This is a genomic window from Rhodococcus oryzae (genome assembly GCF_005049235.1).
Lineage (GTDB): Bacteria > Actinomycetota > Actinomycetes > Mycobacteriales > Mycobacteriaceae > Rhodococcus_G > Rhodococcus_G oryzae.
In genome coordinates this window covers 423,214-437,356 of sequence record NZ_SUMD01000002.1, presented here as the reverse complement: position 1 = coordinate 437,356, position 14,143 = coordinate 423,214, and the positions used below count along the sequence as shown (strand labels likewise).

14 protein-coding genes are annotated in these 14,143 nt (G+C 70.6%); 9 read left to right on the top strand and 5 right to left on the bottom strand.

What is annotated here, in order from left to right; all coding sequences use genetic code 11:
• Nucleotides 1-20: 20 nt before the first annotated feature.
• The 8 genes from FCG67_RS05425 to FCG67_RS05390 all read left to right on the top strand — a co-directional run bounded on the left by FCG67_RS05425 (nt 21) and on the right by FCG67_RS05390 (nt 8,108).
• Nucleotides 21-869 (top strand): 3-hydroxybutyryl-CoA dehydrogenase, encoded by an 849-nt coding sequence (locus tag FCG67_RS05425; protein ID WP_136907812.1) that lies wholly within the window; start codon nt 21-23, stop codon nt 867-869.
• A gap of 86 nt (nt 870-955) precedes the next feature.
• Complete coding sequence (locus tag FCG67_RS05420) at nt 956-1,630, top strand: hypothetical protein (RefSeq protein ID WP_211243115.1); 675 nt, start codon at nt 956-958, stop codon at nt 1,628-1,630.
• An 18-nt stretch (nt 1,631-1,648) separates the two neighbouring features.
• Entirely contained in the window at nt 1,649-3,112 is a 1,464-nt protein-coding gene (locus FCG67_RS05415) for an MFS transporter (protein ID WP_136907810.1), read from the top strand.
• A gap of 136 nt (nt 3,113-3,248) precedes the next feature.
• Nucleotides 3,249-4,028: a VOC family protein gene (locus FCG67_RS05410; RefSeq protein ID WP_136907808.1), complete on the top strand. Its 780-nt coding sequence runs from the start codon at nt 3,249-3,251 to the stop codon at nt 4,026-4,028.
• An 18-nt stretch (nt 4,029-4,046) separates the two neighbouring features.
• Nucleotides 4,047-4,634, top strand: a complete 588-nt coding sequence (locus FCG67_RS05405) for a TIGR03086 family metal-binding protein (RefSeq protein WP_136907806.1) — start codon at nt 4,047-4,049, stop codon at nt 4,632-4,634.
• Between the two features lie 2 nt (nt 4,635-4,636).
• Nucleotides 4,637-6,349, top strand: a complete 1,713-nt coding sequence (ilvD, locus tag FCG67_RS05400) for a dihydroxy-acid dehydratase (RefSeq protein ID WP_211243114.1) — start codon at nt 4,637-4,639, stop codon at nt 6,347-6,349.
• Nucleotides 6,342-7,382 carry an adenylate/guanylate cyclase domain-containing protein gene (locus tag FCG67_RS05395; RefSeq protein ID WP_136907802.1) on the top strand — a complete coding sequence of 347 codons (1,041 nt, stop codon included), beginning with the start codon at nt 6,342-6,344 and terminating at the stop codon, nt 7,380-7,382. Before ilvD ends, FCG67_RS05395 begins: the two co-directional genes overlap by 8 nt.
• 69 nt (nt 7,383-7,451) lie before the next feature.
• Nucleotides 7,452-8,108: a GNAT family N-acetyltransferase gene (locus tag FCG67_RS05390; RefSeq protein ID WP_136907800.1), complete on the top strand. Its 657-nt coding sequence runs from the start codon at nt 7,452-7,454 to the stop codon at nt 8,106-8,108.
• Nucleotides 8,109-8,133: 25 nt separating this feature from the next.
• Here the strand turns inward: FCG67_RS05390 and FCG67_RS05385 are convergent, their stop codons facing one another.
• The 5 genes from FCG67_RS05385 to FCG67_RS05365 all read right to left on the bottom strand — a co-directional run bounded on the left by FCG67_RS05385 (nt 8,134) and on the right by FCG67_RS05365 (nt 12,449).
• On the bottom strand, nt 8,134-8,868 hold the full coding sequence (locus FCG67_RS05385; protein ID WP_136907798.1) for an oxygen-binding di-iron domain-containing protein: 735 nt from the start codon (nt 8,866-8,868) through the stop codon (nt 8,134-8,136).
• 75 nt (nt 8,869-8,943) lie between these two features.
• Entirely contained in the window at nt 8,944-10,116 is a 1,173-nt protein-coding gene (locus tag FCG67_RS05380) for an acyl-CoA dehydrogenase family protein (protein WP_136907795.1), read from the bottom strand.
• Between the two features lie 44 nt (nt 10,117-10,160).
• Nucleotides 10,161-10,967 (bottom strand): translation initiation factor, encoded by an 807-nt coding sequence (locus tag FCG67_RS05375; protein WP_136907793.1) that lies wholly within the window; start codon nt 10,965-10,967, stop codon nt 10,161-10,163.
• 6 nt (nt 10,968-10,973) lie between these two features.
• Entirely contained in the window at nt 10,974-11,627 is a 654-nt protein-coding gene (locus tag FCG67_RS05370; protein ID WP_136907791.1) for a chymotrypsin family serine protease, read from the bottom strand.
• A 144-nt stretch (nt 11,628-11,771) separates the two neighbouring features.
• On the bottom strand, nt 11,772-12,449 hold the full coding sequence (locus FCG67_RS05365) for a TetR/AcrR family transcriptional regulator (protein ID WP_136907789.1): 678 nt from the start codon (nt 12,447-12,449) through the stop codon (nt 11,772-11,774).
• Nucleotides 12,450-12,540: 91 nt separating this feature from the next.
• Here FCG67_RS05365 and FCG67_RS05360 point away from each other — a divergent pair, with 91 nt between their 5' ends.
• Nucleotides 12,541-14,115 (top strand): MFS transporter, encoded by a 1,575-nt coding sequence (locus FCG67_RS05360; protein ID WP_246044861.1) that lies wholly within the window; start codon nt 12,541-12,543, stop codon nt 14,113-14,115.
• Nucleotides 14,116-14,143: the final 28 nt, after the last annotated feature.

Below are 14,143 nucleotides of genomic sequence, written 5' to 3'. Positions count from 1 at the left end.
ACACGCGTTTGGAGATGACAGTGGAGCTAGTCGGAGTGATCGGTGGCGGCACGATGGGTGCCGGCATCGCAGAGGTGTGCGCCAAGGCCGGGAGCTCGGTTCTCGTCCTGGAGACCAAGCAGGAGTTCGCGGATGCCGCCAAGGCCAGGATCGCGACCTCGATCGGCCGCGGCGTAGCCAAGGGCAAGATCACCCAGGAAGAGGCGGACGCCGCCATCGCGCGGGTGCGCGTGACCCTCGACATCGAGGAGTTCGCGGACCGCGACCTGGTCATCGAGGCGGCCCCGGAGATCGAGTCGCTGAAGTACGAGATCTTCGGCAAGCTCGACAAGATCGTCAAGCCGTCCGGCATCCTGGCGACCAACACCTCCTCGATCCCCGTCATCAAGGTCGCGGGCGCCACCCAGCGCCCCGAGCAGGTCGTCGGCGTGCACTTCTTCAACCCGGTGCCGGTGATGCCGCTGGTGGAGATCATCTCCACGCTGGTGACCTCCCCCGAGGCCGCCAAGGCCGTCACCGACTACGCCAAGGACACCCTGCGCAAGACCACCGTGCAGGCGGGCGACCGCTCGGGCTTCATCGTCAACGCGCTGCTCATCCCGTACCTCACGTCGGCGATCCGGATGCTCGAGTCCGGCTACGCCACCGCCGAGGACATCGACGCGGCCATGAAGGGCGGCTGCGGCTACCCGATGGGCCCGCTCACGCTGCTCGACACCGTCGGCCTCGACGTCACGCTGGCGGCGGCGGAGTCGCTGTACGCCGAGTTCGCCGAGCCGCACTACGCCCCGCCTGCGCTGCTGCGCCGGATGGTCGAGGCCGGTCGCCTCGGCAAGAAGTCGGGCCGCGGCTTCTACGATTACAGCTAGGCAGCTCCGCTGCCCGTGAGTCCTTCTGGCCCGTATGGGGACCAGAAGGACTCACGGGCGGCGCGGCCACACGAGGGAAGGGAACGATGACTCTGCTGATACCCGGCCGATTCAACGGCCCGGACAATTCCGGCAACGGCGGCTACATCGCCGGCCTGCTCGCCGCGACCCTCGACCCAGGACCGGTCACCGTCTCGCTGCGCCGTCCGCCGCCGCTGGACACCCCGATGGATGTGGCCACAGCGGGCGGTCGATCCGTCGCGCAGGACGCCGATGGAGCCATCGTCGAGGCTCGGCAGGCCGCCGCCGAGGAGGAACTGCCGCGGGTGCTCGCGGTCGACCTGCCTGCCGCGCGAGCGGCGGCCGAGCGGTTCCCCGGCCACGTCAGTCACCCATTCCCGCATTGCTTCGTGTGCGGCAGCGCCCGCGACCGCGGCGACGGCCTGCGGCTGTTCTCGGGGCCGCTCGAGGACGGGCGCTCCGCGTGCGTCTGGCACGTCGAGGCCGACGTCGCTGGGCAGGCAGAGTTCGTTTGGGCGGCACTCGACTGCCCCGGCGCGTGGACCGCCCACGACAAGATGCCGATGGTGCTCGGTTCGATCACCGGACTGATCTCGGCGCTGCCCGAACCCGACGAGGATTGCGTCGTGCTCGGCGAGTTCCTCGGCACCGAACGTCGCAAGGTGTGGACCGCGACCACCGCGTATGGGTCGGACGGCCGCGAACTCGGCCGCGCGCACGCCACGTGGATCACGATCTAGCGGCGTAGCGTTCGGCGCATGGACGCGCTGGGTGCGACGGTCCGCCTGCGCTCGACCAAGGGCCGCTGGGTGGTGCTCGCGACGGTCCTCGGCTCCGCGCTGGCCATGCTCGACGCGACCGTTGTCAACATCGCGCTGCCCCGGATCGGCGAAGACCTCCACACCGATGTCGCGGGCCTGCAGTGGGTGCTGAGCGGGTACACCCTCACCCTGGCCTCCCTGATCCTGTTGGCGGGCGCGCTCGGCGACCGCCTCGGCAGGCGCAAGGTGTTCATCTGGGGCACCGTCTGGTTCGCCGCCTCCTCCCTGCTGTGCGGGCTGGCGCCGAACATCGAGCTGTTGGTGCTGGCCCGGATCCTGCAGGGCGTCGGCGCCGCCCTGCTGACCCCCGGCAGCCTGGCACTGCTGTCCGCCGCCATCGACCCAGACGATCGCGGCGCCGCGATCGGGCTGTGGTCCGGCCTCGGCGGGGTCGCAGGCGCGATCGGTCCGCTGCTCGGCGGCTGGATCGTCGAGGTGTCGAGCTGGCGGATGGTGTTCCTGATCAACCTCCCGCTCGCGGTCGCGGTGGTGTGGGTGGCCGCGCGGCACGTCCCGGAGAGCCGCGACCCCCACGCCCACGGCCGGCTCGACCTGCTCGGCGCCGCGCTCGCCGCCCTCGCCCTCGGCGCGCTGACCTACGGCCTGATCGGCGGGCGAGGGGCGCCCGTCGTCCTCGGGCTGCTGCTGTTCGCGGCGTTCGTCGTCGTCGAACGGCGCTCGGACAATCCGCTGGTCCCGCCCGCCCTGTTCCGCTCGCGTGTGTTCGTCGCCGCGAACCTGGTGACCCTGGCGGTCTACGCCGCGTTGGGCGGGGTGTTCTTCCTCCTGGTGCTGCAACTGCAGCTCGCGGCCGGCTACTCGCCATTGGCCGCCGGCCTCGCCACCCTGCCCATCACCGCCCTGATGCTGGTGCTCTCGTCGCGGGCGGGCCGCTTCGCCCAGCACCACGGGCCGCGCCTGCTGATGACACTCGGCCCGCTGCTCGCCGCGACGGGCCTGCTGCTGATGCTGCGGATCGGCCCCGGCGCCTCCTACCTGACCGACGTGCTGCCCGGCGTCATCGTGTTCGGGCTCGGGCTGTCGGCCCTGGTGGCGCCGCTGACCGCCGCGGTGCTCACCTCGGTGTCGACCGACCGGGCCGGGATCGCGTCCGGGGTGAACAACGCGGTCGCGCGCAGCAGCCAGCTGCTCGCCGTCGCCGCGCTGCCGGGGCTGGCCGGGATCGCAGGCGCGGACTTCGCCGATCCGGAGGTCTTCTCACACGGATTCGACGTGGCGATGCTGATCTGCGCGGGCCTGCTGGTGCTCGGAGCGGTGCTGGCCGCCGCGATGATCCCGGCGGGGGTTCCCACGGTGGTCGACGAGGAATCCGTTGCCTGCCGACCGCACTGTGACATCTCGGCTCCCGCGGTGCAGCCGGAGTCGGCGACCGGGCCCTGAACGATTCTCGACGCCGGGTGGGACGAATCCATTGGCACCGGCCCGATTCGGGTCGGGTTGCCTCTTCCCAAACGTCGCGGGTGCTGGAACCGTGGTCCGTGGGGCGTCACGCCCGCACCGACCGAGAGGAGCAGCAATGCCCACCCGTTCGAGCTACAAGCAGGGAACCCCGAGCTGGGTCGACCTGTCCACCACCGACCCCGAGGCCGCGAAGGCGTTCTACGCCGGGCTCTTCGGCTGGGAGTTCGAGGACATGCCCACCGCCGACGGCGGCATCTACTCGATGGCGAAGCTGCGCGGCGAGTACGTCGCCGCGGCCTCCGCCATGCCGCCCGATGTCCCCGAGGACCTGCCGCCGGTCTGGAACACCTACCTCGCGGTCGACGACGTCGACGCGGCCACCGCGCGGGCGACCGCCGCAGGCGGCACGGTACTGGCAGGCCCCTTCGACATCGACCCGTCGGGCCGGATGGCGTATGTCGTCGACCCGGTCGGCGCCGCGGTCGGCCTGTGGCAGGCAGGCACCCACATCGGCGCCGGACTGGTGAACGAGGCGGGCACGTTGATCTGGAACGAGCTGATCACCGCCGCACCGGAAAAGGCGCTCCCGTTCTACGAGGCCGTGCTCGGCCTCACCGGGACCACCACCGACATGGAGGGCGGGCAGTACACGGTCCTCCAGGTCGGCGAGGATCAGGTCGGCGGCTGCGCCAAGCCCCGAATGCCGGGCGTCCCCGCCCACTGGCACGTGTACTTCGCCACCGAGAACGCCGACGACACCGTCGCGGCGATCAAGGCGGCCGGTGGCAAGGTGGTGGCCGAGCCGTTCGACGTGCCCGAGGTCGGCCGGATGGCCGTGGTCTCGGACCCGCAGGGTGCGGTCTTCAGCGTGATCCAGCCACCGGCCGGGCAGTGAGAACCGGGGGAGCCTGACATGGCGCTGGGATGGCTGGAGCTGCAGCGTCGCTCCCACGTCGAGTTCGGGACCCGGATCGAGGCGGTCACCGACTGGTCCGCTCCCACTCCCGACACCGACTGGGACACGGAGCAATTGGTGCGCCACGTGGTCACCGAGCAACAGTGGGTGCTGCCCCTGGTCGGCGGGCTCACCGTCGCGAAGGCGCAGGCGCACGTGCACCCGCTCGGGGACGATCTCGTCGAGGAGTGGCGGCGGTACTCGGGACTGGCGACCGCGGCGTGGGCCGTGGCGCCGCCTGCCACCATGGTGCATCTCTCGTACGGCACCGTGCCGCTCGAGCGGTACCTGCGGGAGCAGGTCTTCGACGTGACCGTGCACAGCTGGGACCTGGCCCGGGCGGCAGGCCTCGACGAGAGCCTCGACCCCGAACTGGTCGCCGCGGTCTGGGAGGAGGCCGAGGCGCAGCGCGAGATACTGAGTGCCAGTGGACTGTTCGCACCTCCCGTCTCCGTGCCGGACGACGCCCCGCTGCAGGTGCGCCTGCTGGCCGTGACAGGACGCGACGCCCGTTCCGCGCCCACAGCCGGACCGACCGGAGGATGATGATGACCGTGCCCACTGACCCGAACGCCCCCGACATCAAGCCCCGCAGCCGCGACGTCACCGACGGCCTCGAGAAGACCGCCGCGCGCGGCATGCTGCGGGCGGTCGGCATGGGCGACGACGACTGGGGCAAGTCGCAGATCGGGGTGGCGTCCTCCTGGAACGAGATCACCCCGTGCAACCTCTCGCTCGACCGGCTCGCCAAGGCCTGCAAGGACGGCGTGTTCGCGGGCGGCGGCTATCCCCTGGAGTTCGGCACCATCTCGGTCTCGGACGGTATCTCCATGGGGCACGAGGGCATGCACTTCTCGCTGGTCTCCCGCGAGGTCATCGCCGACAGCGTGGAAACGGTGATGCAGGCCGAGCGGCTCGACGGCTCGGTCCTGCTCGCCGGCTGCGACAAGTCGCTTCCCGGGATGCTGATGGCCGCGGCCCGCCTCGACCTGGCCAGCGTGTTCCTCTATGCCGGCTCGATCCTGCCCGGCATCGCGAAGCTGTCCGACGGCAGCGAGCGTGAGGTGACGATCATCGACGCGTTCGAGGCGGTCGGCGCGTGCTCGCGCGGCCTGATGAGCCGTGAGGACGTGGACGCCATCGAGCGGGCAATCTGTCCCGGCGAGGGCGCCTGCGGCGGGATGTACACGGCCAACACGATGGCCAGCGCAGCCGAGGCGATGGGCATGTCGCTGCCCGGCAGCGCGGCACCCCCCGCCACCGACCGGCGTCGCGACGGCTACGCCCGGCGCAGCGGCGAGGCCGTGGTGGAGCTGCTCCGACGCGGGATCACCACCTCGGACATCATCACGAAGGAGTCGCTGGAGAACGCGATCGCGGTGGTGATGGCCTTCGGCGGGTCCACCAACGCGGTGCTGCACCTGCTCGCGATCGCACACGAGGCGAATGTCGACCTGAGCCTGGACGATTTCGCCCGCGTCGGCGCCCGCGTCCCGCACCTGGCCGACGTGAAACCCTTTGGCAAGCACGTGATGACGGACATCGATCGCATCGGCGGCGTGCCGGTGATGATGAAGGCCCTGCTCGACGCGGGTCTGCTGAACGGCGACTGCCTGACCGTCACCGGGCGCACCGTGGCGGAGAACCTCGCCGACATCGCCCCGCCCGATCCCGACGGCAAGGTGATTCGGGCGCTGAGCGCACCGATCCACCCGACCGGCGGCATCACGATCCTGAGCGGGTCGCTGGCGCCTGGCGGCGCGGTGGTCAAGTCGGCCGGTTTCGATTCCGACGTGTTCACAGGCACGGCAAGGGTTTTCGACCGCGAACGGGCCGCACTCGACGCCCTCGAGGACGGCACCATCACCGCGGGCGACGCCGTCGTGATCAGGTACGAGGGACCCAAGGGCGGGCCCGGCATGCGCGAGATGCTCGCCATCACCGCGGCCATCAAGGGCGCGGGCCTCGGCAAGGACGTACTGCTGCTCACCGACGGCCGCTTCTCCGGCGGCACCACCGGGCTCTGCGTCGGGCACGTGGCACCCGAGGCCGTCGACGGCGGCCCGATCGCCTTCGTCCGCGACGGCGACCAGATTCGGCTCGATGTGGCGTCCGGCAAACTGGACGTGATGGTCGAGGAGGCCGAGCTGACGCGGCGCGCGGAGGGCTGGTCGCCGCTACCGGCCCGCTACACCAAGGGCGTGCTGGCCAAGTACTCGAAGCTGGTCGGCTCGGCATCGCGCGGAGCCGTGTGTGGCTGAGGACACGGCCGGCGGCCACCCCACCCCGCCCGAATTCGCACTGATCCAGGCCGAGGTGGAGCGGAACCTGCTCGGCGGCGACGTCAAGTACACGCGCGGGCAGGCGACCGCGGTTGCCGGAGTGCCCCTCGAACGCGCGCAACGGCTGTGGGTTGCGATGGGCTTCGCGGTGGACTCGAACCCGGACACGCCGATGTTCACCGATGCGGACGTCGAAGCCCTACGCACCATCACCTCCCTCGTCGACATGGGGATCATCGACCCCGAGCTGGAGGTGCCGGTGACCCGCGCACTGGGCCAGTCCTTCGCGCGGCTGGCGGAGTGGCAGCTCGGCCTGCTCAACAGTCACATCCTCGACCGGGTGAAGCAGTCGGGCGGATCCGATCAGGCAGACGTGCTCGCCGTCGCGGCGCAGGCGACCCTGGTCGCCGAACAGATGCTGCCTGCGCTGGAGAAGCTGCAGTCGTACGTGTGGCGCAGGCACCTCGCCTCCAATGCCGCACGGTTCCTCGACAGCGCGGGCGACGGCTCCGACAGCCGCACCCTGGTGATCGGATTCGCGGACATGGTCGGCTACACCAGCCTGACCAGGCGCATCGACATCGACGAACTGACCCGCCTGCTCGAGGACTTCGAGTCGACCGCGATGACCGTGATCAATCAGGGCCGCGGCTGGGTGATCAAGAACCTCGGCGACGAAGTGATGTTCGCGGTCGAGGACCCCGCCGACGCCGCGCGGATCGCGCTCGCGCTGCAGGATGCCGCCCTCGCCACCGTGGACCTGCCCGCCCTGCGGGTGGGCCTGGCCATGGGCCCGGTCCTGTTGAGGTTCGGTGATGTGTACGGATCCGTGGTGAACATCGCTGCGCGCCTGACGAGTTCGGCCCGGCCAGGCGCCGTGCTCGTCGACGCTACGCTCGCGACCGCACTGGAGGGCGACGACGACCTCCAGCTCAGGTCGCTGCGGTCACTGCGCGTGCGTGGGTTCAGCCGCCTCAAGGCGTACGCGCTGCGGCGGTCGCGCGACATCTGAACCGGACCGTCGCCGAGCGTCAAATCTGCATTCACCGGTCCGTCACCTCAGACCTGCACACTGCGGCCCATGCCAGCAGTACGACCCCCGGTTGCGCCCCTCCGCGGCCGGTACATCTGTCTCGAACCCCTTTCTCCCGCAGACCTTCCCGAACTCTGCAAGGCGATCGCAGACCCCCGGGTGTTCGCGGGCGGCTTCGGCGGCGGCAGCGCGGGCTACCGGGCCGACCGAGACGACTTCCTGGCCTGGGCGAGGGAGTACCTGCAGTTCGACCGCTGCAACGTCTACGGCGTCCGGATCCGCGGTGGCGCGCACGACGGCGCCCTCGTCGGCACGACCTCCCTCGGCGACTTCGACGAGGCCACCGAATCCGCCCACATCGGCTGGACCGCCTACGACCTCCGGGTCTGGGGCAGCGCGGTCAATCCCGAGGCGAAGCTACTGCTGTTCGGCCTCGCCTTCGAGAGCGGCTTCGGCCGCGTCAAGATCCAGGCGGACGCCGCGAACGTCCGCTCGCGCTCGGCGATCGAACGGCTCGGCGCCGTGCTGGAGGGAGTACACAGGCGGGACAAGCGCAGAGCGGACGGCGCGTGGCGCGACACCGCCATCTACTCGGTACTCCGCGGGGAATGGCCAGCCGTACGGTCGGGGCTGCACGCGCGGCTCGACGCGCTCGGGGGCGAACCGATCGACTACCGGACCGTCGACGAGGCGCTCACCGCCTGACCGACCGGGCCGAGGGCTGCCGCATTCACCCCTGCCCGCGAAGTCGCTCCCCCTCCGCCTCGAACCGCTCCTCGTAGGCCGCCGCCAGCTCGCGAAGCGCGCCGGCGCAGTCCCCGGTGAACGCGGGTCCGTGCATGAGCCCGAGGGTCCGGGGGGCGAGGTCGGCCAGCCCCCGGATGGTCGGGCCGAGGGCGGGGGTCAGCGCCGTCGCATGACCCATCTCCTCCCCGGCCAGCGCGGGGCCGACGATCTCGCTGTCGGTGACGGCAGGATGCCGGCCGAACGCCGTGAACAGGTCGCCGCACAGCAGGGTCGACGTCGTCTCCTCGTACACCAGGCAGGCGTCCCACCCGTGCGGCACGTGCGGGGTGTCGATGTGACGCACGCGCCGAGCGCCCACCTCGATCACCTCGCCGTCCTGCAGCGGTCGGGGCCGCCGGTCCGCCAGGTCGTCGACCTGGACGAAACAGCTCAGCGCGCCGTGTGCCACCTCCGCGTGGGGCGCGGCCGCCAGCCACGAGTTCATCGACCCGCACTCGTCGGCCTCGACGTGGCCGAACGCGATCCACCGCAGCCGGTCGAGTGGGAGCACCCGGCCGACCGCCGCGGAGGCGAACGGGAACAGCGCGCGCTGGCCCATGTGGAACAGCAGGGGTTCGTCGCCGTCGATCAGGTACTGGTTCATGACCAGGTTGGCGTCGCTGACGTAGGTCGAGAATCGGTAGACATCCGGTGCGATCTCGGTCGTCTCAGTGTCCATGTCCGGCTCCGCTCGCCTCACGGCCCCCTGGATCAGCGTGCGCGCCCGCGAGGGCGAGCACAAGGCCCGCCGCGGCTATCGGAACGCCGACTCGCCCGTCAGGGCCTGACCGATCACCAGTTGGTGCATCTCCGAGGTGCCCTCGTAGGTGAGCACCGACTCCAGGTTGTTGGCGTGCCGCAGCACCGGGTACTCGAGGGTGATGCCGTTGGCGCCGAGGATGGTCCGGCATTCGCGGGCGATGGCGATGGCCTCGCGGACGCTGTTGAGCTTGCCGAGGCTCACCTGCTCCGCCCGCAACTCGTGGCGATCCTTGAGCCGCCCCAGGTGCAGCGCCAGCAGCTGCCCCTTCCCCAGCTCGAGCGCCATGTCGGCGAGCTTCGCCTGGGTCAGCTGGAATGCGGCCAGCGGCTGGTCGAAGACCTCGCGGCTGCCTGCATAGTCGATCGCGGTCTCCAGGCAGTCGCGAGCGGCGCCGAGCGCACCGAAGACGATGCCGAACCGTGCCTCGCCGAGGCAGCTCAACGGTCCCGACAACCCACGCGCCTCGGGCAGCATCGCCGATTCGGGCAGCCGCACGTCCTCGAGTACGAGCTCCGCGGTGACCGAGGCCCGTAGCGACAGCTTGTGTTTGATCTCGGGCGCGGAAAAGCCGGGACTGTCGGCGGGAACGAGGAACCCGCGGATGCCGTCGTCGGTGCGTGCCCACACCACGGCGACGTCGGCGACCGATCCGTTGGTGATCCACATCTTGGTGCCGCTGAGCACCCAGTCGCCGCCGTCCCACCTGGCGGAGGTCCGCATTCCGGCTGGGTTGGAGCCGAAGTCGGGTTCGGTCAGCCCGAAGCAGCCGAGGGCTTCGCCAGCGGCCATCGGGGGCAACCACTGCTGCTTCTGCTCCTCCGAGCCGAAGCGGTGGATGGCGAACATCGCCAACGACCCCTGCACGGACACCAGGCTCCGGATCCCCGAGTCGACCGCCTCGAGCTCCAGGCAGGCCAGCCCATAGGAGGTCGCACTCATCCCGGCACAGCCGTAGCCCTCGAGGTGCATGCCGAGCAGCCCCATCCCGCCGAGCTCGGCCGCGAGCTCGCGCGCGGGCAGCGTGCCCGCCTCGAACCATCCAGCGACGTGCGGTCGGATCCGTTCCGCGGCGAACCGGCGGGTGGTGTCCCGGATCGCCAGCTCCTCCTCATCGAGCAGCGAGTCGAGCGAGAACAGCTGAGAGACGCTCTGGGGCACGGGCATCGAGTTACCTCCGCTGCGATCAGGCGCCGTCGGCGCTGGTTCGATCAGGCGCCGTCGGCGCCGAGCGCGGCCAGCGTGCTCTGCGCCTCGGCGAGCTGCCTGCTCAGTTCCTCCACCCGCTTGGCGGCGGCATCGCGGGCCGCGCTGAGCACGGACGCGACCGCCTGTTCCGCTGCGGGATCACCGAGCTCGCGCACCGCGCGCTCCACCGCATCGGCCGACACGGGGGCCGCGCGGCCAGGGCGACGCTCACCGTGGGTCACGGTCACCGTCCACTCGTTGCCCGCCTCGGCGTGCAGGGTGACGCTCACGCTGGCCGGATCCTTCGGCCTGCGTGCACGTTTCGCCTGCGCGGCCGCCGCTCCGTCCGTGTGAGCCGTCTCCGGCTTCGGCACCAGCGTCATCGATGCGGGGGTCTTCGGTGCGGTCACGGGCGCCTTCGGTCGGGTCGGGGTGGTTGCGGGTGCCGCGGGCCCGGCCGAGGTCGGCTGCGCGGCCTTCGCCGGGACTGCGGCCTTCACGGGTGCGGCCTTCGTCGGTGCGGCCTTGGCAGGCGCGGCCTTGGCCGGTACAGCCTTGGCGCCCTTCGCCTTTGCCTGTACCGCCGGGATCCGGGTGAACCGGAGCTCGTCGGCCTCGAACGGCAACTCGTCGTTGACGCCCTTCGGCCGCAGCATCAGCGTGGTGCCCTGCACGGAGAGCACCCGGGCGGAACAGCCCGCGGCCAGGTTCAGGCTCGGTGTGGGTTCGATCAGATAGACGGTGGCGCGCTTACCCGCGGCGAGTGCCTCGGTCAGCTCGATCAGGTTCTGTGCGGTGAGGCCGTCGCCGCTTCGCTTACGTGGTGGCATTCCGGGTTAGATCGGGCGATAGCCCGCGCCAACGCCACCACGGGCGTTGATGTCGGCCATGATCACATCGATATTTGTGCCGAGTTCCGGTCCGATGCATGCGAATCCCACGTAGGCGTTGACCATGCCGACCAGGGTAGTGCCTCGCACAACCGGGCTTCCGGAGTCACCCTCGATAACGCACATCTGGGTCCACGTCTCGTTGGTCTGGACCAGGTCACCCCACGTGATACCGCAGGTGTTGCCGGTGCGGAGGCCTTCCTTGCACACGATGTCCGGGAAGTTGGCCGGTGCGCCGATGCCGGTGATGGTGACGCCACCGACCCGGTTGACCGGGGCCACCGTGGCCGGGTTGAACTCGATCACCGCGTAGTCCCACTGGGTGCTCTTGCTGACCATGTGGCCGACGATGCCGGCTTCCTCGTTGTGCGAGGACGCGATTGCCATGCCCGGCTCACCGCAGTGGCCTGCCGTGATACCGACCAGTCGACCCGCTCCGTCGTGCCCGATGGTGGTCAGCGTGCACAGCGCTTCACCGCCGACGATGATCCCGGATCCACCTCCCAGCACCGCTGGACCGGCGGCCGACGCGGGACCGACACCGACGAGGGCGAACATGGCCGCCACCATGGCGAATAGCACTGCGAGTCTTTTCAACATCGTCTGTCCCCTCCGGACGTCTGTCGTCGTCATGTCTCGGCCCCATCTCACCTTTGATGATCGACTGCCTTGTCGGCTGGGCCTCACGATCGAACCGTGGGGTGCCTTCGATCATAGATCCGCGACAGCGTCGGCACCCAGCCTTTAGAGGGGGGAGGATTCAGAGGGGCACGATTGCCCAGCCGATGCGCGAGCCGTCAGGAAGTCGTCGACGATCCGCCCGCAGGCCTCCGGACCGAGCGGCCGCAGTGTCGCGAGTTTGGTGAACACCAACGGCCCGAGGAGCTGCGCAAGGGCCAACTCGTAATCGGTGTCCCCGAGCAGCGCCCTCGCCTCCGCACTCGCGAAGATCCGGTCGAACGGCGTCCGGTACTGCTCGGCGATCTGGCTGCGCAGCGACCGCAGCTCCGGACGATCGCTGCCGCCCGCATCCTCCCGAGCGGCACGTTCGTCGAGGCCGGGCCCCATCCCCAGCCAGCACAGCGCGGTCAGCTGCATCGGTGCGGCCTCGATCAGCCTCGCCTGGTCCGTGAGCAGTGCGATGAGCTGCCCCCGCAGGTCACCGTCCTCCGGCACCGTCGCGGCCGGGGGGATCAACCGACCGAACGCGGCCGCGACCAGTTCGGTGCCGCTGTCGAAGTGCCGGTACAGCGTCGCGCGGGCCACCCTCGCCGCCCTGGTCACCGCGTCGATGGTGACGGCCTCGGTGCCGCCCTTGGCCAACAGCGCGGTTGCCGCGTCGAGCAGTCGCGCCCGTGAGCGGACCTTGCGCGGGTCCTCGCGGGAATCGGTTTCGGCCGCCTCGGCGGGCTCGGCTCCCATGCCACCTCCATTGACCGCAGGTATGCGGGGTTGTGGAACCATCGGTCTTCAAACGATACTGACAGTCTTGTTTTCTCCTCCGGAGGCGCTGATGAACCGTCCGACCGAGTCCGCCAAGACCAAGATGTCCTTACGAGAAGTATGGACGCTGACGGTGGTGTGCTCGGCCGTGGCGATGGTCATCGCCGCGGCCGCCGGGCTGAACTCGGCGCTGCCAGCCCTCGCGCTCGACACCGGCGCCACCCAGAGCGAACTGACCTGGATCGTCGACGGCTACACCCTGACGCTGGCCGCGCTGCTGCTGCCCGCCGGGGCGCTCGGCGACCGGTACGGCCGACGCGGGGTGCTGCTGGTCGGGCTGCTGATCTTCGCGGCGGCCTCCGCGCTGCCGATCTGGCTCGACTCCCCGCAATGGCTGATCGGCTCGCGGGCGATCGCGGGAATCGGCGCGGCACTGGTGATGCCCGCGACCCTGTCCCTGCTGACCGCGAGCTTCCCGCCCGAGCAGCGTTCCCGCGGCGTCGCGATCTGGGCGGGCGTCGCGGCGTCGGGCGGGATCGCCGGACTGTTGGTGTCTGGCCTGCTGCTCGAGAAATGGCAGTGGCAATCGATCTTCGTCGGGTTCGCCGCGGCCGCGGTCGCCCTGTTCGCGATCGCCTGGACTGTGCCGTCGTCGCGGGAGGAGGACTCGCCGCCGTTCGACCTCCTCGGCGCGGTGCTCGCCGTCGCGGCCGTCGGACTGGTCGTGCTCGGCCTGCTCGAGGGTCCGGCCCGCGGCTGGCTCGATCCCCTGGTGCTGCTCGCGGTGGTCGGCGGACTGCTCGCGGCGGTCGCGTTCGCGGTCGTCGAGATGCGGCACGCACATCCACTGCTCGACGTCCGACTGTTCGGCGTGCGCGGGTTCGGCGCGGGCGCGGCCTCGCTGACGCTGCAGTTCCTGGCCTCCTTCGGGTTGTTCTTCCTGGTCATCCAGTACATGCAGCTCGTGCTCGGCTACAGCCCGCTGCAGGCCGGAATCGCCCTGGCCCCCATGGTCGTTCCGATGGTCGCGGTCTCTGCGATCACGCCGTGGCTGATCCCGAGGGTGGGCCAGCGCGTGCTTGCCCTGAGTGGACTGGCGCTGGCCGGGGTTGGCCTGATCCTGCTCGGCGGACTGGATATCGACGGCGGGTACGGCCAGGCGGTTGTGGCGTTGCTGATGTTCAGCACCGGCCTCGGTCTGTGCTCGGCCCCGGCCACCACCTCGATCATGGAGAACACCCCGGACGACAAGCAGGGCGTCGCGTCCGCGGTCAACGACACCGCGCGCGAGGTCGGCGCGGCGATCGGCATCGCGGTGGCGGGCAGCCTGCTCGCCGCCACCTACACCCGGGAGATCGCGCCCGCCGTCGCCGCGGTGCCGGAGGTCGCCAAGGATCCGGTCGGGGCGTCGCTCGCGTCGGCGCTCGAGGTCGCGAAACGTGCCGGCCCCCAAGGCGAGCAGCTCGCCGAGTTCGCTCGCGACGCGTTCATGGCGGGGATGTCGCACTCGTCGTATGTACTGGCCGCGGTGATGCTGGTATCCGCGGTGCTCGTCGGCATCTGGGCGCCGGGACGCGTGCAGCCGGCCGGAGCCGATTCCGAGGTCACCGCCCCCAGCCTGGTCGCGGCGGCCGAACCCGAGTGATCGGTCGCGCCCACCCCCAGGTCGTGTT